Source organism: Spirochaetae bacterium HGW-Spirochaetae-1 (assembly GCA_002839375.1).
Classification (GTDB): Bacteria; Spirochaetota; UBA4802; order UBA4802; family UBA5550; genus PGXY01.
Genome location: PGXY01000011.1, coordinates 267,110 through 286,180, shown reverse-complemented (window position 1 = coordinate 286,180; position 19,071 = coordinate 267,110). Strand labels below are relative to the sequence as shown.

At 51.6% G+C, this 19,071-nt stretch carries 14 protein-coding genes; 8 read left to right on the top strand and 6 right to left on the bottom strand.

The window, feature by feature from the left end; all coding sequences use genetic code 11:
* The first annotated feature begins 120 nt into the window (after positions 1–120).
* The 4 genes from CVV44_21990 (at position 121) to CVV44_21975 (ending at position 5,783) form a co-directional block, all read left to right on the top strand.
* Positions 121–1,791 carry a hypothetical protein gene (locus tag CVV44_21990; GenBank protein PKL35478.1) on the top strand — a complete coding sequence of 557 codons (1,671 nt, stop codon included), beginning with the start codon at positions 121–123 and terminating at the stop codon, positions 1,789–1,791.
* Between the two features lie 286 nt (positions 1,792–2,077).
* Positions 2,078–3,937, top strand: a complete 1,860-nt coding sequence (locus tag CVV44_21985) for a Triacylglycerol lipase (GenBank protein ID PKL35581.1) — start codon at positions 2,078–2,080, stop codon at positions 3,935–3,937.
* 152 nt (positions 3,938–4,089) lie between these two features.
* Positions 4,090–4,659 carry a flavodoxin family protein gene (locus tag CVV44_21980; protein ID PKL35477.1) on the top strand — a complete coding sequence of 190 codons (570 nt, stop codon included), beginning with the start codon at positions 4,090–4,092 and terminating at the stop codon, positions 4,657–4,659.
* 191 nt (positions 4,660–4,850) lie between these two features.
* Positions 4,851–5,783, top strand: coding sequence for a hypothetical protein (locus CVV44_21975; GenBank protein PKL35476.1), 933 nt, complete (start codon positions 4,851–4,853; stop codon positions 5,781–5,783).
* Between the two features lie 70 nt (positions 5,784–5,853).
* Here CVV44_21975 and CVV44_21970 read toward each other — a convergent pair whose 3' ends face one another.
* The 3 genes from CVV44_21970 to CVV44_21960 all read right to left on the bottom strand — a co-directional run bounded on the left by CVV44_21970 (position 5,854) and on the right by CVV44_21960 (position 7,505).
* Positions 5,854–6,477 (bottom strand): hypothetical protein, encoded by a 624-nt coding sequence (locus CVV44_21970; GenBank protein PKL35475.1) that lies wholly within the window; start codon positions 6,475–6,477, stop codon positions 5,854–5,856.
* Positions 6,478–6,798: 321 nt separating this feature from the next.
* On the bottom strand, positions 6,799–7,272 hold the full coding sequence (locus CVV44_21965; protein ID PKL35474.1) for a hypothetical protein: 474 nt from the start codon (positions 7,270–7,272) through the stop codon (positions 6,799–6,801).
* Positions 7,179–7,505 (bottom strand): hypothetical protein, encoded by a 327-nt coding sequence (locus tag CVV44_21960; GenBank protein ID PKL35473.1) that lies wholly within the window; start codon positions 7,503–7,505, stop codon positions 7,179–7,181. Before CVV44_21960 ends, CVV44_21965 begins: the two co-directional genes overlap by 94 nt.
* 840 nt (positions 7,506–8,345) lie before the next feature.
* On the opposite strand from CVV44_21960, the gene CVV44_21955 reads away from it, so the two are divergent.
* Genes CVV44_21955 through CVV44_21945 form a run of 3 tightly spaced genes read left to right on the top strand, consistent with a single transcriptional unit; the run spans position 8,346 to position 12,935 of the window.
* On the top strand, positions 8,346–11,591 hold the full coding sequence (locus CVV44_21955; GenBank protein PKL35472.1) for a methylmalonyl-CoA mutase: 3,246 nt from the start codon (positions 8,346–8,348) through the stop codon (positions 11,589–11,591).
* 5 nt (positions 11,592–11,596) lie between these two features.
* Positions 11,597–12,127, top strand: a complete 531-nt coding sequence (locus CVV44_21950) for a cob(I)yrinic acid a,c-diamide adenosyltransferase (GenBank protein PKL35471.1) — start codon at positions 11,597–11,599, stop codon at positions 12,125–12,127.
* Between the two features lie 16 nt (positions 12,128–12,143).
* Positions 12,144–12,935: a hypothetical protein gene (locus CVV44_21945; protein ID PKL35470.1), complete on the top strand. Its 792-nt coding sequence runs from the start codon at positions 12,144–12,146 to the stop codon at positions 12,933–12,935.
* Positions 12,936–12,940: 5 nt separating this feature from the next.
* On the opposite strand, the gene CVV44_21940 is transcribed toward CVV44_21945, so the two are convergent.
* From CVV44_21940 to CVV44_21930, 3 genes are all read right to left on the bottom strand, one after another.
* The gene (locus CVV44_21940) at positions 12,941–13,570 is read right to left on the bottom strand and encodes a hypothetical protein (protein PKL35469.1); all 630 of its coding nucleotides are present in this window, start codon (positions 13,568–13,570) and stop codon (positions 12,941–12,943) included.
* Between the two features lie 65 nt (positions 13,571–13,635).
* Positions 13,636–14,034, bottom strand: a complete 399-nt coding sequence (locus CVV44_21935; GenBank protein ID PKL35468.1) for a hypothetical protein — start codon at positions 14,032–14,034, stop codon at positions 13,636–13,638.
* A gap of 26 nt (positions 14,035–14,060) precedes the next feature.
* Entirely contained in the window at positions 14,061–15,395 is a 1,335-nt protein-coding gene (locus CVV44_21930; protein ID PKL35467.1) for a hypothetical protein, read from the bottom strand.
* Positions 15,396–15,753: 358 nt separating this feature from the next.
* On the opposite strand from CVV44_21930, the gene CVV44_21925 reads away from it, so the two are divergent.
* The gene (locus tag CVV44_21925; protein PKL35466.1) at positions 15,754–19,068 is read left to right on the top strand and encodes a hypothetical protein; all 3,315 of its coding nucleotides are present in this window, start codon (positions 15,754–15,756) and stop codon (positions 19,066–19,068) included.
* The last annotated feature ends 3 nt before the right edge of the window (positions 19,069–19,071 follow it).

The following is a 19,071-nucleotide window of genomic DNA, read 5'->3' as shown; positions in this document are numbered from 1 at the left end:
CTTAAAACAAATAGTTCTTGACAAGCCGGATTTTTTTATTCGTTATCAACCATTAACCTTTTCATAAACGGATTACTTAATTCGACAATTAATTCACAGGCAAACACTCTTCCGGGCATTATGAAAGTAAGGATACAAAACATGGGGGCCGGATTCATCATACCCGTTATGGTATGCCTTGCAGCCTGCCGGTCCGGCCCATCCCCCGACGCCTCCCTGTCCCTGGCAGGCCCCTGGCAGATCATTGCGGCCGATGACGCCGCGTACCGGACACCCCGCCATGATGATACCTCCTGGGACACGATAAACCTTCCCGGAACCTTCATGCCCTACCTGGCGGAAAAAGAAAAAAAACTATCAGGCATTGTCTGGCTGAGAAAGACCCTGACGCTCCCCGATGATTTCGGTCTCCGCGACCTGGGTCTCATCCTGGGCCGCATTGCCAATGCCGATGAAACATACTTCAATGGCGAAAGGATCGGGACCACGGGCCGGTTTCCCCCCGCTGAGCACTCCACGTGGAATCATCCGCGCCACTACCTCGTCCCCAAATCCCTCACCAGGGAGGACAGGAATGTCATCGCCATACGCGTTTCCTATAATACCTACGGCGAGATCCTGGGAAACATGTCTCTCACGGACATCGCGTCATGGAGCGAGAGCAGGGACCTGGACTATTTTTTCCGCATCGTCTTCAGCTACATCATCATCGCCATGGGCGTTCCCTTTTTCATCATTTCACTCTTCCACTTCCTGAGAAAAAGGGATTCGCAGGAATACCTGTATTACTTCCTGCAGCTTCTCTGCGGACTCGTCATTATTTTTGATCAAAGTACGAGCTGGAACATTTATGGAACCATGCTGAACCGGTTTAAAATTCTGGGTTTCGCCTGGGTTGCCCTGAATGTCACGCATCCCATTTTTCTCCACAGGATCTACGGACTGGCAAGAAAAAAAACCGAGGCGCTCCTGTGGTTCTATTTTGCCATCGTGCTTTTTATAGGCATTTTCTTCACCACGCCCGAAAGGCTCCGTGTTCACGGCCTGTTGCTCATCACCGTGACTACGGCTATCGGCTTTTATAACCTGTCTTGCCACATGTATGCCCTTGCCACGAAGAAGCCCCTGTCCCGGCTCTTCAGCTTTTTCGGCCTCATTGTTATCCTGGGCGCCATCCATGACGGGGTTGTCTATTTTTACAAATTCGCCTTCATCCCCGCACCGCCCCTGTTCCAGAATATGATTTTTTATTATTCGGCCCTTACGCTCTACGTGGGCACCGCCCTGGTCATTGTCACCCGCCATGTGACCATCCAGAACGATATCGACGCCGTTAAAAACAATCTTGAAAAATCCCTGTCGGAATATTCGCGCCTTTATGAGGAGATCAGCGATTCCCGGTCAACAGCACGATCGTACACCGTGAACACAGACCGGGCCGAAGAGAAAATTCAGAAGGTCCTTGCCTACATCCATGAAAATTACCGGGAAGATATTTCCCGCGAGGGCATGGCCGCCATGGTGGATATCCACCCCGACAACCTGGGCAGGATTTTCAAGATAGTCACGGGCAGGAAAATGGGGGATTATATCAACAAGCTCCGCATCAGTGATTCTATCGGACTATTGGCATCCACGGAGAACACCATCATCACCATTGCCTTTTCCGTGGGATTCGACAGCCTGCGCACTTTCAACCGCGCCTTTTTGAAAGTCATGAAAACCACGCCGGAACAATACCGGAAAATGCAGAAAATCGCCAATCATCCCTTCATCACCCTCCAAAAATAGTTATGCTACGCTGATCAAGGTCACAGGAAGATCACAAAGAGCATGAAGTTACAGAGATAGACTTACTGGTATTTCATGCATTCCCTCTGTCCAGATATTATCAGATTCCCCCTTCGCGGAATTCCTGCATAGTATTAATCAGGTTTATTAGCACATATACCGTCCCGACGGCTTTTTTATGGACATTTTTTGATTAATCAGGTTCTGACACGACAAAACCCCGCTCATCGGGGTATAGATGACCTATAAAATACCCCAAAAGGAGGTCACTTATAATATGAAACGAATGTATAACAGAAGACACGTATCATTTTTTCTTATTTTCATTATTTCAATATTCACTATATCCTGCGATGTTGCAACAAATGATGATTCAACTGACCTGATATCAGATGCGGGCTTAACGGAAACCGAGGCGATATCTTCAATTATTGGCCCGTCAGGGGAGGCTTTTTATACACCTCCTTCCACGCTGCCGGCGGGCAATCACGGCGATCTCATCTCCTATCGTAGAGCCTCCATAACCCTGCCGGGGGCCCCTGAGGTGAACTCATGGATAATCATGTACCGCTCCACGGACGCGATTGGAGCTCCTAACATAGTGACCGGTACGGTACTGGTCCCGAAAAAGATCTGGTCATGGTGGAGCAGGCGCCCCATCATCAGTTATGCGGTTGGCACTCACGGCCTCTGCCAGAGCTGTGCGCCGTCGATACAGCTCATGGAAGGGACGGACTACGAGATATCCAATATCGCCAGGGCCCTTAATAAAAATTATGCCGTGCTGGTAACCGACAATCCCGGTTACACAACGGGTGACATACCGACCTATATGGCGGGCATTGCCCAGGGCCATGCCGTGCTGGATATTATAAAAGCCGCATCACAGGTACCGTTCAGCACTGTCAGTGCACGTGCGGATGTTGCCATCTGGGGTTACTCCCAGGGCGGACAATCGGCATCCTTTGCGGGACAGCTGCAGCCCGTCTATACGCCGGACATGAACCTGGTCGGTGTAGCGGCCGGTGGAGTACCGGGTGACTTTTTTGAAGTTGCCGAATACCTGGACGGCAACAACGGCTCGGGCTTCCTGCTGGCAACGGTGATCGGGCTGTGGTCACAGTACCCCGAAGGCATCCCCCTTGAAACGCTGGTTAATTCCACGGGCGAGCTGGCCATCCAGAAGGGCCTTTCCACCTGCGTATTTGAGGCATTGTTTGCCTTCATGAATACCAGTCTCTCCACCTATGTTGAAGGCGGCCCTACTCTCGATGAACTCCTCAGCATACCTTCCGTGCACGAAACGCTGCTGGAGCAGGATCTGGGAAACAGCACCATGGACGTGCCGCTGTTCATGTATCATGGCACATCGGACGAGTTCATCCCCCTGGAGCAGAGCCTGGCGCTCAAAGAAAAATACTGCGGCCTTGGTGTAAAAACCACCTACATGGTTTTCCCCGGGGAGCATATAACCACCCAGTTCCAGGCCGCGCCGTATGTACTCTCCTGGATAAAGGACCGGTTCGACGGCCGCTCCGCGGATTGTACCTGCGATACGGATAGTCCCCGGCCCGTATCGACAGCCAACCCTGTTGACGGTGACTTTATTTTTTCCCTCGACGAGTGGACCCTTAATGGAACGATACACTTGAATACGCTGGACCAGGACGTGGAACTGCCGGAAGGATCAACTTTCACGGCCGATACAAATATGACTTCCAATACAATTACGGGCACACTGTCTGTTCCGACATTCCCGGGCGATATCTGGGTGATCCTTCCACTGGAAGTGACGCTGACGATTTCTCCCGCAGCTCCAATGGAAGGCACGGCCTCCCTGGATAATGACGGCATACTGCATGTGCACGGGAACATGCCGGTGAATCTCTATATAACCCAGGTAGGCGCGATCGGCATAGATGTTCCCTTCAAACTGCACACCGTGGAACCGATAAATTTCCCCATCGACTTTGACGAGCCTGTCTCGTCCCTGGGAGACGGCAGCCTGACATTCTCGGGCATCACAACGTTCCCGAAACTTACGGGCAACGGCTATGCTATCAACACCTTGTTTACAAGTTTGATGTCGGGACCCGGCCAGGAATACACCTTCACTGTGAGTCCTCCGGAACCGAAGACCTGGTAATTTTCTGCAGGGAACGGGTCGTGTGCAGGGAACGGTTTCAAACCGTTCCCTGCATTCACACGGGGACAGCAATATCTCCTTGACTCCTCCGACGGCATGCCATAGGATATGCACCGTATTCACAATCAGGCCGAAACCAAACGAGGACAGTCATGACCGAAGAAAAGAAAAATATCGTAATCCTTTTGGGGAGCCCGCGCAAAAAAGGAAACAGCGCGATCCTTGCAGAACGCGTCGCAGCAGGCGCCAGGTCCGCCGGGGCCGAGGTGGAATCGTTCTTTATTCACGGCATGGATATAAGGCCGTGCCAGGCCTGCTGGAAGTGCCAGAATCCCGATGCCAAGGGCTGCGTCATAAATGACGATATGCAGAAACTATTCCCGAAACTCGCTGCGGCCCATGCATGGCTGATCGCCACGCCGGTACACTGGTTCAACATGTCGACACAGACCAAGCTCTGGATGGACCGGTGTTTCGCCATGCCCCGGTACGGGAAAAATCCCTTCGATAAAAAAATCGGCATTGTCATTACCTACGGCGATAGTGACGCGGTCGCCTCGGGCGCGATTAACGCCATCCGCTGCTTCCAGGACTCCTTCCGGTACGTGGGCGCCACAATCACCGGCATGGTCTACGGCAGCGCCACGGAGGCCGGCGAGATCGAAAAAAACAGCGAGATCCTGGCCGAGGCGGAAAAACTGGGGAAGAAGCTGGCCCGATGAAAGGTGGATAATTCCCGACAATCCCTGTTATTTTTCTGCTGGCATTGATCAATTGCGGGCGGGATTGATAGCGAACCTTTATCCATGGAATGACACCGCCACCATAAAGGTGACATAAAGTAATTGACACTGGCAATGCCGCACTGTTATACAGCATCCGGTCATAAAAAATCCTTCTGAGGTTAACTATTATGAAAAATTTCTTCCTTGCTCTTTTTCTATCGATTTGCTGTCTCTTTCTTGTTCCGTCGTGCGATTCCGATTCCGGTGACACAACAAAGACCTATAAAAATGTCACGGATTATTCGGATTTTAACCAGGATTATCGCGCCCTGTGCTGTGACGGTACGGGCTGCCTGTATGTAGCAGCAACCTATACATTGTATAAAATAAACACCGCCGGCATCAGCTCACTTTTCGCTGAAAATATCGCCTCCGGTGATCCATTCAATTTTCCCCTGGGAATGACGGTGGATGGAAGCGGCTCCCTGTACGTGGCAAACGATGAGAATCATGAAATACTCAAAATAACCGGCAGCGCTGTTGTCTCAACTTTTCTTGGAACAACCGGAGCATCGGGGAGTTCAAACACCAATCCCGTGTCCTTCAACAGTCCCTATGATTGCACCTTTGATAGCGACAACAACATCCTTTACGTGGCCGACTCAATGAACAGCAAGATCAGAAAGATCGAGTTGGGGAACAGTAACGCCACAAGCGATTTCGCCAGCGTGGGTTATGTGTACAGTGTCAGCCTTGACAGCTCGGGCAATGTATACAGCTGTAGCGGCACCGGCAATACAATACGGAAGCATTCACCGGCAGGAACGCTGCTGAACACCTATACCATTACCAGTGCAACTGCGCCGGAGCTGAATAGTCTGGCAGTGGCCGGTGACGGGACGATCTACGCCGCCGATTACGCCAATTATGTTATATGGAAAGTGGCAACGGACGGCACGATATCCCTCTTCGCCGGGACAGTGGGTTCAGACGGAGAGGATAACGGTGCGCTTCTGAGCGCGACTTTCTCCACTATCACGGGCATCGAGATAGACCGTGACGGGACCATCTATATCGCCGACACCAACAATCAGAAGATACGCAGGATTGTCCTTGAATAAAGGTTCTCCCGGTCCCCGTTGATTCGCCATGCATGGCGGCTCAACGGGGCATGCTATTGCGAAAACACAATTAATCGAACAGTTCGATGCAGCCGTAGTCCTTTTCCTGAAGCATTTCATTGATATCATCAATATAAAATTCTTCGGGATCAAAATCCCCGCCGAGCCAGTCCATCATTTCTTCATATTCATCGTTGCGGGGATCGGCTATGGTTTTCTGCAGTTCCATGTAACCGAAGGGACCGCCGCAGTCATCGGGCGGGCAGTTCCGTTCTCCTTCAACGCAGACGGGATATTTAGCGCCCTTTTCTTTCAGCAGGATTTTTTCCAGGACCAAGGTATGCTCCCACCCGTCGCCAAAATCATAGTCGTAAAAAAACTTCTGCTGCTCCGCAGTCACGACCTGGTTGAGTTTGGTCTTCCGGTAATCCACATAGGGACCGTCGAACTCCTCATCGGGCGGCGAATAGAGCTTTTTATCGATACGGAATATGTGCAGATGGGCATTGTCCCATCCCATCACGGTCTGTATGACCTTGTGCAGATCGGGCAGCTTGATGTCGGCTTCAACAACGAACCTGCGCCAGATGTCGGGATATACTTCATTCAGTGTTATTTTCAGCTGGTATACGTCATCGGATTTGAGTTTTTTTATTTCGGCGGCCATATCATTGTCTCCGTATTTTTTCAGCAATGTAAGTTACTTCCCCTATAGATGCTTTTGCTATATAGAATATGCTCCCGATGGAAATCAATCATTTTTTACCCCGATTCAGAAATCCCCCGCTCCGCGCGTCCGTCACACGCTTTTTTGACTTCCTGTCAGCGTGTGACACTGGCGTCTGCATTCGCATCGCTTTTAGATAAAGGGGCTCACCGGTATGAAAATAAAAGTTCCGGATGGAATAATCAGCAACAAGGCAACGTCATGTTTTTCCGTATAGCATGTTTTTATGTGCGGTGCATAAGGAACAGTTTAAACCGTTCCGTACGGGAGCGGGACAATAAGGTACGGTTATTTAAAAATGCCTTCGATCTCTTTAATTGATTCCCCGGCCATGACAAGCCATTCCGATACCTTATCTTTTTCAAAGGTGACGAAATCACTGTAATCGCCTTTCTGCCGGAATTCAAACATGGTGGAGAAAAAACGTCCGGTATGTGTTGAAACAACGCCCAGTTTAACAAAGTGTTCATTGAACAACGCCTTAATTCCGCTATGTCTCGATGAACTTAAATCTTTCGTCAGAAGCAGCGCGGAAACTTCATAAAATAGTGCGTAATAAATTCTGTTTACCGCCGAATGTAATCTTCCCGCTTCAACAAGGATCACCGCGTCCTGAAGGGTTTCCCCGGCTTTTAATCTACGATAGCGAATAAGCTCATTGTGAGGAGTCAAATCCGGGCACCCTCTCTTTCTATGTTCCTGTGTAAAGGCATTGTCGCTGCCAGTTCTGAGTTCCAGAATCGCCCTGAATATACGATCAATCCGAAAACTATATTATACTTCAGTTCAATATCGAAAGCGATTCCGAAAATAGTCTCCTCAATATTTGTGGTAGGTTCAAAAGGAAGAAGAACCAGAATATCAATATCAGATTCCCTGTCATAGGTGCCCCTTACGGCTGACCCGAACATGGTAAGTTCAATGCCATCACCGAACTCATCGGTCAGAACTGATTTCAGGACGGCTGCGGCCTCGTCTATTATTGCTTTATTCATGAATATCACTTCCCACCTTTTGTCTATACTGGAATGCTAATATCATAATACCGGGTTGTCAAGTTATTTTAGCGTTACAACAGTCGATACAAGACCTGCACATAGAGATATTCCGGCCGGGAACCGACGCCACAGAAATCCCAAGTTCCGGATGGAATAATCACAAGCAGATAAGCGAGCATCAAGGATGTGCGAGCGCCTGGGCTGCACGTGAGGATGGCACACGACGTGCCTCCGCAGCGTGCACAGAACTAGTTACCGGCAACAATAAGTCCCAGCCACCGCCGGCACCTGAGTGAGCGCGACCAACACGACGTTGGAAGTGCCGGTACCGGCCTCAACTCCTCCGTCGCTCCTCCGTAGATGCTCCGTAGATGCTCCGTAGATGCTCCGTTCCATCGCCCATGAAGGCAAGCCGGGTCCAGCCCGGGAAAAATCATTTTTTTTATTTTTCACCAAAATCTTTTAAATCCCGGTTAACAGCGTGCGTATTAATTATTAAACACGGGGGAGGCAATGGTAATCGGGCCGGAACAGGCCGGTTTGCGATATAATGCCTGCATTGGGCTCCGTACAGACATGATTAATCGCGTCTGTGCGGAGCCCCGGGGCATATCGTATCTGCGCCGACTGGAATCTTCACCCCTTAATAGCTATCTTATAATCACAGGAAGAAAAATATCCGCCTGAACCCTGACAGGGGTGACGGACATGATAAAATACCCTGAAAAAGGGCCTTTAACAGGGCCCGGAAGGTCTTTTTCAGACACAATGCTTGACAGCAGGGGCCCCCGTTCCCATAATCGCGGGAAAAATATACATAACTGATCTGAGGTTTACATGAATTCCCTTGATAAAAACGCTCCGATAAAGGATAAAATCAGGTTTGTCACGGCCACGACCCTCTTCGACGGTCACGACGCGTCCATCAATATCATACGCAGGCTCCTGCAGCAGGCCGGGGCCGAGGTGATTCACCTGGGCCACAACCGTTCAGCCCGGGAGATTGTCCATACGGCCATACAGGAAGGGGCCCATGCCATCGCGGCCAGTTCCTACCAGGGCGGCCACATGGAATTCTTTAAATACATAAAAGACCTTCTTGTGCAAAACGGCGTGGACCACATACGGATTTTCGGCGGAGGCGGGGGCGTGATAGTTCCGGAAGAGATCCATGAGCTCCATGAATACGGCATCGAGCATATCTACTCGCCCGAGGACGGCCATCACCTGGGCCTCGCGGGCATGATCGACGACATGATTTCCCGCACCGCGGCCTTTGCCTCGCCTCCCCTGCCCCGGGACTGGAAGGAGCGGCTCGCTTCGCGCGACGGGCTCGTCGTGAGCGAACTCCTTTCCATGGCCGAGAAGGACCTGGGCGTGAGCAGCGCCGCTTTTCCCGCTCTCCGCGGCGAACTGTCTGCCCTGTCCTCGAATACACCGGTCCTGGGCATCACCGGTACCGGGGGGTCGGGAAAAAGCTCCCTGGAGGACGAATTCATCCGCCGCTTCGCCGCTCAGTATCCCGGCAAAAGCCTGGCCGTCCTTGCCGTCGACCCCACACGGAAAAAAACCGGCGGCGCACTTTTAGGGGACCGCATACGCATGAACTTTCTCGATCCTGAACGGGTCTTCATGCGGTCCATGGCCACCAGGGATTCGGGCCAGGATATGCTGGACACCATACGGGACTTCATTGCCGTGCTCAGGGCTGCGCGCTTCGACCTCATCGTCATAGAGACCCCTGGCATCGGCCAGGGCGACACCTGGATCACACAGGTCTGCGACATGTCGGTCTATGTCATGACCTCGGAATTCGGCGCCCCGTCGCAGCTGGAAAAGATCGACATGCTGGACTACGCCGACATCATCGTCATAAACAAGTTCGACCACAAGAACTCCCCCGACGCCCTGCGCGATGTGCGCAAGCAATACCGGAGGAACCGCTCGGTCTTCCAGGGAGCCGATGAAGACCTCCCCATTATAGGTACCGTGGCCAGCAATTTCTCGGACCCGGGCACGACTCTTTTCTTCAGCCTCTGCTTCAACATGCTGAAAGAACGCGGTCTCATCGACTGGCCCGTTCCGCCTAAAACGGGTTTTTCCCGGGAACATCCCGAAAGCCTGTCGGTGATACCTGCCGAGCGGGAACATTACCTGAGTATTATTTCCCGGGCCGTGCTGAACTATCACAAAAAAACAGGCGCCGAAACAGCGGTCATACGAAAACTGGAATCGGCGAAAATACTCCTCGACGATGCCCGCCTCCAGGGGCTCCCTGAACTTGTCCGTGAAATCGAGACCACCCTTGACCCTGAGGTGAAACACCTCATGGACGGCTGGAACGAAATAAAGGAAGCCTATGAACAGGAAAAACTGGCCGTGAAAATCAGGGGCCGCGAGAATATCACGCACCTCTTCAGCCTCTCCCTCTCGGGGCTGAAAATCCCGCGCATCGCACTGCCGCGCTTTGAAAGCATGGCCGATACGGTGCGGTGGATGCGAGAAGAAAATCTCCCGGGGTATTTCCCCTACACCGCCGGCGTCTTCCCCTTCCGCAGGGAGGGCGAGGACCCGAAGCGCCAGTTTGCCGGTGAAGGCCCCCCTGAGAAAACCAACCGCCGTTTCCATTACCTTTCGCGGAACGACGAGGCCAAGCGCCTCAGCACCGCCTTCGATTCACTGACGCTCTACGGCCAGGACCCGACGACGGAACCGGACATCTTCGGCAAGATAGGTGAAAGCGGCGTCAGCATCTGTACGCTCGACGATATGAAAAAGCTCTACGCGGGCTTCGACCTCTGCTCGCCCATGACCAGCGTATCCATGACCATCAACGGCCCGGCCCCCATCATGCTGGCCTTCTTTTTCAACACGGCCATAGATCAGCAGCTCGACCGGTTCATGACGGAAAAGGGACGCGGACCGGAACCGGCGGAACTGGACGCCATACGCACCTTCGTTTTTGAAAACATTCGCGGCACGGTCCAGGCCGACATCCTCAAGGAGGACCAGGGCCAGAACTCCTGCATTTTTTCCACGGGTTTTGCCCTGAAAATGATGGGGGACATCCAGAAGTTTTTTATCGATAAGAAGATCCGGAACTTCTACTCCGTGAGCATCAGCGGATACCACATAGCCGAGGCCGGGGCCAATCCCGTAACGCAGCTGGCCCTGACCCTCTCCAACGCTTTTACCTACGTGGAGTACTACCTGGGATGCGGCATGCATATCGACGATTTTGCCCCGAACCTCTCCTTCTTCTTTTCCAGCGGCATGGACCCGGAATACAATGTGCTGATCCGCGTCGCGCGGCGTATCTGGTCCATCGCCATGAAATACGTGTACGGTGCGAATGAGCAGAGTCAGCGCCTGAAATGCCATGTCCAGACCTCGGGCCGTTCCCTCCACGCCCAGGAAATGCAGTTCAACGACATACGGACGACGCTCCAGGCCCTCATGGCCCTGAATGACAATTGCAACTCACTCCACACCAACTCCTACGACGAGGCGGTCACCACACCGTCGGAGGAATCGGTGCGCCGGGCCATGGCGATCCAGCTCATCATCATGAAGGAATACGGAATCTTTAAAAACCAGAACATGCTTCAGGGCAGCTTCATCATCAGGGAACTCACGGACCTGGTGGAAGAGGCGGTGCTGAAGGAATTCGACGCAATCAGCAGGCGCGGCGGTGTCCTGGGAGCCATGGAAACGCATTATCAGCGGGGCAAGATTCAGGAGGAATCCCTGGTCTACGAGCATCAAAAACACTCCGGCGAGTACCCTATCATCGGCGTCAATACTTACCTGGACGACAAAGCCGCTTCGCAGGAATCATCCCGGCAGGACGTGCAGCTGGCCAGGGCAAGCTATGAGGAAAAACAGTCACAACTCGACAATCTGAAGACCTTTCACGGGCGCCATGCCGCCGAAGCCCACGTTGCCCTGGAAAAACTGCGCAGCGTCGCCGAGAGCGGTGAGAATATATTCGAAGAGCTCATGAACACGGCGCGCGTGGCCAGCCTGGGGCAGATAAGCGAACTGCTCTACAGCGTCGGCGGAAAATACCGGAGGAACATGTAAACGCCATGGCCATTGGACAGGGATATGTACAGCTCTACACGGGAGACGGCAAGGGAAAGACCACGGCTGCCCTGGGACTCGCCCTCCGCGCGGCAGGTGCGGGCCTGAAGACCCTCATGATCCAGTTCATGAAGGGGCAGGATTATGCCGAACTGCATTCGATAAAAACGCTCGGGCCGGCCATTACCATCGAACAGTACGGAAGCGACAGGTTCTGCATGCCCGACGGAACGAACTTCCATGAACACTACGACCTGGCGCGCCGGGGATATGAACGCGCACGGAAAGCACTCACGGGCGGAGAATATGACATATTGATCCTAGACGAAATAGTAACGGCCCAAAAGTTCAAGCTCGTCACCGGAGAGGAAATCGCCGGCCTTGTGCGCGCCAAACCGGCGGGCATGGAACTGGTTCTGACCGGCCGGGGAGCCACGGAGGATCTCATGGAACTCTGTGATCTCGTGACTGAAATGAAGGAAATTAAGCATTATTACAGGGAAAAGATACAGGCGCGAAGCGGCATTGAATTCTGAATGAGGCGTGGAGGCCATGGAACCCGGTTACTATGAAATAGCTTCGGGACAGGAAACACTGCGAATCGCCGGTCTCTTCCGGGAGGGCGGCAAAGACCTGGTTTTCTTCATCCATGGACTGGGATGCTCCATGGATTCTTTCACCGGGGCCTGGGAAGCGGAAACCATGCTCCCCTTTTCACTCCTCGCCGTCGATCTTCCCGGCTTTGGCAGATCATCAAAACCGGCACATTATTCCTGCACCATGAACGATCACGCCGATATCTGCCTTGCCATACTGACAAAATTCAGCCATCCCCGGGTGCATCTCGTGGCCCACAGCATGGGCGGGGCCGTGGGCCTCCTCATGACGGAGAGACTTGGAGACCGTCTCATTTCATTTATCAATGTTGAAGGAAATCTTGTAACAGAGGACTGCGCCGTGAGCAGGAAAGCGGCATCGGCGCAACTGGGCCATTACCGGCGGCAGCTCCTGGGGCACCTGCGGATTATAACGGCCCATTCGCCGGAGCGGGGCCTGCATCACTGGTATGCCGGGGTGAAGATGTCCGATGACGATGGTCTGAACAGGAGCGCCCTTTCCCTGGTGGAGCATTCATGCAGCGGCCGGCTGCTGGAGCTTTTCAGAACACTGCCCTGCAGGTCGGCCTATGTGCATGGTGACAAAAACGCCGCTCTTCCCGTGCTCAAAAAACTTGGAGTAATACCGATAATCTCCATCGAGAACAGCGGCCATTTCCCCATGATTGACAATCCCAAAACATTCTATTCCCGTATCGCTGCATTCATGCTTTCACCGTCGTCCTGAACCAATCATTCGTCCAGGCCGTTGATGAAGGCCGTGATCTCATCAACGCTCATGACATGGGCCGCCGCGCCCCTCATGATGGCCTCACGGGGCATACCGAAAACGGCTGAGGAATTCTCGTCCTGGGCCACGGTGACCTGGCCCTTTTCCCTCATTTTCAGCAGACCGGCAGCCCCGTCGTTGCCCATGCCCGTAAGAATGATTCCCACGATGTCCCTGTCGGGAATACGGGCCGCGGAATCAAAAAGAACATCCACCGATGGCCTGAAGCGGTTCACCGGCTCGTCGGAATTGACCTCGATAAAATAGCCCTGCCCGTCCCTGCGCAGAAGTACATGGGAGTCTCCCGGCGCCACAAAGGCATGTCCGCGGTAGAGACGGTCTCCGTTGGAGGCCTCGGCCACGAATATTATGGAAAGCCTGTTCAGCCTCTCGGCAAAGGGGCCCGTGTACTCCCGGGGCATGTGCTGAACTATCACTATAGGCGGGGAAAATTCTTTCAGCGCCGACAATATGCGTGTTAAGACCGGAACACCGCCCGTGGATGAACCGATTACCACCACGGAAACGGGCTTTATTTTTAAATTCCGGACATTCTTCAATTCCGTGTTTTTAGAAGCTTCAGGATATGCCATCGTTCCCGCATCTCATCCGCGCTAAAGGCGGATACCAGTTTATTTACGCACCGGAATCACCAAATTTAATATATGACTACCCTGACGGAGAATTCCTTCTGCGGAGCCTTGTCTTTCTCCCAGGCCCGGTCAAGAATAAATTCCAGTTCCGTCTCTCCCGAAACGAGAGGGCGTAATCTGAACACCTGAATATCCACATCCCCGGTCTTGTTTTTTTCCGCGGTTATAATATCCTGCTCCCTCTCTTCCGTGAAGAACTCATCGTTCATTTTCCACTTCCAGCTGTATCCCGTTCCCATCTGCGCGCTGAGTCTCACTTCAAGAATCTTTCCTTTTTCGATCCTGAATGATTTGCCGTTGCTCTCGTCGGTCAGTATAAGTGCGGCCCTGGGCGAACACGAAAACAATCCCGCCGCCACGACCAGCATCCCCGCTAGTACCATTTTTTTTCCCTTTGCCGTCATATGCCAATTGCCTCCTTTCCGTATGCCTACTGATCACGTACAACGACGAGCCAGGTCGCGCCGTATCCGATATTATTGCATCCGTATTCTATCCAGAAATATCCGTTATCGCCCCACCGGGGCCCCCAGGAATTCTTAACGAGCCACGACTTCTTCGAATCGTCCCATCCCACGATCGTTATGGCATGATTGATGTCGCGGGGACCGCTGACCGCGGCATGCTCATCGAAGATGCCGCTTTTATACGCCTGCAGCGCCGGCGTCACCTTCACGCAGGCGGCAACGGGGCCGTATTTGCACAGCGCATCCTTCATCTCATCCACGGAGGGAATGCCGGCGTCTTTCCTGATATAGCCCCAGGCGGCGACGCGGTAGTTTTCCTTCACGGGCTGACGGCACACGCTTTCACGCCCCTTGTAGGGAGTAGTTGTCTCCGTAACCGCGCTCTTCTGTGTAAAGTAATGAAACACCCCGCCGTACCATCCGCCGCCACAGCTTCCCGCGTCCTTGCCCCTCTCATCGACGGCGCAGTCAAGAATGTTCTGCTCCGAGAGGTCCAGTTCTTTGCCGTTCCTGATCATAAAATTGGCCTCAAGAACCGCTGCCGAAGTAAAGGCCCAGCAGCTGCCGCAGGTACCCTGGTTTTTCACCGGGGTCATTTTCTGCCTGCCGAGCCAGGTAAAGGCCACGGCCGAAGGCGACGGCGCGTTATCTATATCAGTCTCTATCTTCTTTTCATTGAGTTTCATTTTTTCTTCATCCAGACGCTTCCTTTCCCGGGCGAGCCGCTTCTCTTCCTCTGCCAGCCTCGCGGCCTCTTCCTGTTCCCTCTGTTTATCCTCGGCCAGGCGCCTTTCCTCTTCCAATTGTCTTCTTTGCTCTTCCAGCTTTTTCTCATTTTCGGCCAGCTTCCGGCGCCTTTCCAGCTGTTCCTGCTTCTCATCTTCCGATTTTTTTCTTCCCAGGATATCGTAATAAGTACCGAAATAGCGTTTCCATTGCCGCTGTCCCCATCCCCACCGGACCGACGCATCCTTTTCTATTTCCTCGGGTTCTTTGGCACCCGTTATTTGGGCGATCTGATACTTCATCTGTTCATTCAGCTCTACGCGGAACTTGAGATTCCGCTCCTTGATATCGGCGACAATACCCTTCATGAGCTGTTTCATCTCTTCCTGGCTCCGCATTATGCCTTCCCTGTCCTTTTCGTAGCGGTTGCGAATATCGGTCCTGGACATGTTCTGGGCGAATCCTTCATTCTTCAATGAAACAATCCGGTTTGAGAGCAGCATGATGGATGCAATTCCCATCAGGAGGATGATTAATATAGTACCTTTTCTTCCCACTGTAATCATTTTCATATCTGTCACCTCTGGGGCGTTAAATAAATACCCTCATATCATAATTAATAATCATACATTTTTCCAGTACTTTTAGGTTTATGCCGAAAATAAATCCAGGGAACATTTCATTATAATGAAGCTGTTTTCCTTATGTAAACATGCAATACCCGTCTTATACAATCACGGCATGAATCAGGGTTAACGAATATAGACAATTTGCACTAATGAGGGAAATAATGGTAAGTTTTTATTCTGATTAAAATACATTATATCAGAAAAATAAGCAATATAATTTTAATAGTCTTGACAGTTACCTGCCACAAAGGCAAATTAAAACAAGTCTGGATGGTCGGTTTTTAATTTTTATCGAGGTTTGATGATACCCGGAATAATCAATTATTTCCTTGAACGATACAGGGATTCAGATTACATCATTCAGCAAAAATCCCGTGTCCTTTTATCAGTACTGCTGGCAATCATGGTACTGTCGCCCGTGGTCCTGGGAATGTATATTTACCGGGGACACCTGTCTGCGACTTTCTTCGGTCCTGTCATTACAATCTGCATTTTCACCGTCGTCTCCCTGGTTATTCTCAGAATGGGCTTTTACCAGATCGCTTCACACCTCAGCATTCTCACTCTCATGAGCGGTGTCTGGTACGTACTCTTCATGGACACAAACCAGCCACTCCTGGCCCGCATGGATACCATCGTATATATACCGGGAATTCTCATCATGGTTCCGCTTCTCACCGTGAAAAGGCGTATACTAATAATTCTCTATTATGCCGTCAATATAGCGATCCTCATTTTCTATGGGCTTACAATCAGTTCCCAATACGCCCTGTCGCAGTACATAACCTTTGATTACCTGATGGATAATATCATCGTCATGCTCTTCATGGGCATCGCATCGTACCAGATTTTCAACATCGACACAAGCGCCCTGATAAAGGCCAAAAAGGCCGAACAGGCCGTCGCCGAGCAAAACCAGCAGCTTGAAGTGATCAACAATGCCCTGGAAAGCGCCAATGACGAGCTCATCAACTTCCAGAGAGATCTGAAAAAAAGCGAGGAGAAATACCGGACCCTGGTAGAGATGGCCGACGAGATAATCTGGTCCGGCGACATAAAGGGTAACTATACCTTTATGAACCGCGCAGCGGAGCGTGTCATGGGATACCGGCAGATGGAAATAATCGGTCACAACTTTGCCGAATTCACCACACCAGAACTGGCGAAGCACGAAGCGGCCATCGTTCGCGAGCTCGTTAGAAGAAAGGGAAATTCGGCCCGCTACGAGACGACCTATTTTGCCAAGGACGGCACTCCCATACATTTCATCATAGCACTGATCCTCATCCGCGACGATTCGGGCTGGGTCATCGGGGCAACGGGCACCGCTACTGATATTACCAAGCGCAAGGTGGCGGAACGGAAGATTCAACAGCAGAATGAGGAACTGGCGGCAAGCAACGAAGAGCTCGAGGCCATGAACGAGGAGCTCATCGCGTCGCAGAATGAACTTATGCACAACGAAGAATCCATCCGCGAAAAGGAATCGGCAATCCGGGCCCTTCTTAACGCCACTACAGACACCGTTTTCATGCTTAATAACGAGGGAGTTATTCTCATCGCAAACAGCTCGACGTCGAAACAATATAAAAACTACCTTAAAAATTTTATCGGCCATAATTACTTCGAGCATCTTGAGGAGACCGGGCAGAAGGACCGCCTCAACCGGTTCAAAAGCATCCTGGTTACAAAGGAGCAATGCCGCTTCGAGGATGAACGCAAGGGATACATCTTCGACATCAACGCCTATCCCATCCTGGACCATGAAGGCGAGGTCAGTCGGATCGCCATTTTTTCCAGGGATATCACGGAACAGAAAAATGCCGAGAGAAAAATCAGGGAGCAGAACGAAGAGCTGGTCACGGCCGCCAGGAAGTTCGAGAGCATGAACGAGGAACTGGTGCTGCGGCAGATAGATATCCTGAACAGCGAGATGAAATACCGTCACCTTTATGAAAACGCCCTGGTGGGAATGGCCACGACCCGGGCCTCGGACGGCATGATCCTCAAGGTGAACGAGCATGCCCTGAAGCTCTTCGGCTTTGCCTCCGAAGAGGAAGTGGTCAACAAAAGAACCATCGATGAATTCTACGCCGATCCCCAGAACCGGAATCAGCTCCTCCATGAACTGAAAACACGCGAGACAATCCACAACTACGAGTTGCAGTTCATAAAAAATGACTCCATGACCTTCTGGGCGGAAGTAACGGCAAAACTATATCTGAATGACGATAAAATCGAAACCGTTTTCATGGATATATCCAAAAGAAAAATAGCCGAAGAAAATGTGCATAAACTGACCTTTTACGACTCCCTCACGGACCTGCCAAACAAAAAAATGTTCCTGGCCAAACTTCAGTCTGAAATAATGAAATCCCAGCGGAAAAGCAAAGAAAACCTACTGTCCGTTATGTGCATAGGCCTGGACCGCTTCAAACACATAAATGACATTCACGGCTCAGCCATCGGCGACCTGCTGCTCAAAAGCATCGCCGGCAGACTGAAAGTGACATATCGCGAGGATGATATCGTTTCTCGGTTCGATGGAGATAAGTTCATGACACTTTTCTCCGATCTCGCAAGCGCCGACGATATCATCGATGTGGTGCGGAAGACCTTCGAATCCTTCACGGAACCCTTTGTCTTGGGAGATCTGGAATTTTATCTCACGGCATCCCTGGGAGTATGCGTATATCCCAATGACGGCGATAACGCCGAAATGCTGATCAATAACAGCGAAAACGCCATGTATAACGCCAAGGAAAAGGGACGAAACACCTACCAGCTCTTCGACGCGGAGCTCAATGACGGGCTCCTGAACAGGATCAAGATGGAGCAGGAACTGAAGGACGCCATCAATAATCATGAATTTGAAACCTTTTTTCAGCCCAAGGTTGATTTCCGCGGTAATATCATCGGCATGGAATCACTTATCCGTTGGAACTCGGCCCTGCGCGGATCAGTGCCGCCTTTGGACTTCATCGGCCTGGCGGAAAAAAACGGCATGATCATTGAAATCGGCAACATTGTTCTGCGGGAATCATGCCGCTGGAATAAAAAATGGCAGAATATGGGGTTCCCACCCATGAAGGTATCGGTCAACATTTCGCCCTTCCAGTTCAGGCAGGACAATCTTATCGAAACGATAAACAACATTCTGCATGAGACGGGGATGGCGCCACAGTGGCTTGAGCTGGAAATTACCGAGAGCGGTATCATGGAGAACGAGGAAGAAAACATCAAAAAGCTGCACAGCCTGCATGAACTGGGAATTTCCATCTCCATCGATGATTTCGGTACCGGTTATTCCTCCCTGAGCAAGCTCAAGGATTACCCCATCGATACGCTGAAAATAGACAAGACTTTCATAGATGAGGTACCGCAAAACATAAAATCAATGACACTGGCGACCACTATTATTGACCTGGCACACAACCTGGGCTTCAAGGTAGTGGCCGAAGGTATTGAGAGAAAAGACCAGCTCGATTTTCTCCATGAGCAGAAGTGCGACCATTACCAGGGATACCTCTTCAATCCTCCCCTCACCGCAGAAGATTTCGAAAAGAAACTCAGGGCCTCATTTGATCCCTCGGCAATCCAGGATTCACTGAATTGATCC

What these genes read in the sequence shown, in the direction of transcription:
- CVV44_21980 (PKL35477.1), top strand. Translation starts at nt 4,090, where the DNA reads ATGACCGAAGAAAAGAAAAATATCGTAATCCTTTTGGGGAGCCCGCGC.
- CVV44_21940 (PKL35469.1), bottom strand. Translation starts at nt 13,570, where the DNA reads ATGGCATATCCTGAAGCTTCTAAAAACACGGAATTGAAGAATGTCCGG.
- CVV44_21990 (PKL35478.1), top strand. Translation starts at nt 121, where the DNA reads ATGAAAGTAAGGATACAAAACATGGGGGCCGGATTCATCATACCCGTT.
- CVV44_21960 (PKL35473.1), bottom strand. Translation starts at nt 7,505, where the DNA reads ATGAATAAAGCAATAATAGACGAGGCCGCAGCCGTCCTGAAATCAGTT.
- CVV44_21930 (PKL35467.1), bottom strand. Translation starts at nt 15,395, where the DNA reads ATGAAAATGATTACAGTGGGAAGAAAAGGTACTATATTAATCATCCTC.
- CVV44_21950 (PKL35471.1), top strand. Translation starts at nt 11,597, where the DNA reads ATGGCCATTGGACAGGGATATGTACAGCTCTACACGGGAGACGGCAAG.
- CVV44_21955 (PKL35472.1), top strand. Translation starts at nt 8,346, where the DNA reads ATGAATTCCCTTGATAAAAACGCTCCGATAAAGGATAAAATCAGGTTT.
- CVV44_21935 (PKL35468.1), bottom strand. Translation starts at nt 14,034, where the DNA reads ATGACGGCAAAGGGAAAAAAAATGGTACTAGCGGGGATGCTGGTCGTG.
- CVV44_21925 (PKL35466.1), top strand. Translation starts at nt 15,754, where the DNA reads ATGATACCCGGAATAATCAATTATTTCCTTGAACGATACAGGGATTCA.
- CVV44_21945 (PKL35470.1), top strand. Translation starts at nt 12,144, where the DNA reads ATGGAACCCGGTTACTATGAAATAGCTTCGGGACAGGAAACACTGCGA.
- CVV44_21985 (PKL35581.1), top strand. Translation starts at nt 2,078, where the DNA reads ATGTATAACAGAAGACACGTATCATTTTTTCTTATTTTCATTATTTCA.
- CVV44_21975 (PKL35476.1), top strand. Translation starts at nt 4,851, where the DNA reads ATGAAAAATTTCTTCCTTGCTCTTTTTCTATCGATTTGCTGTCTCTTT.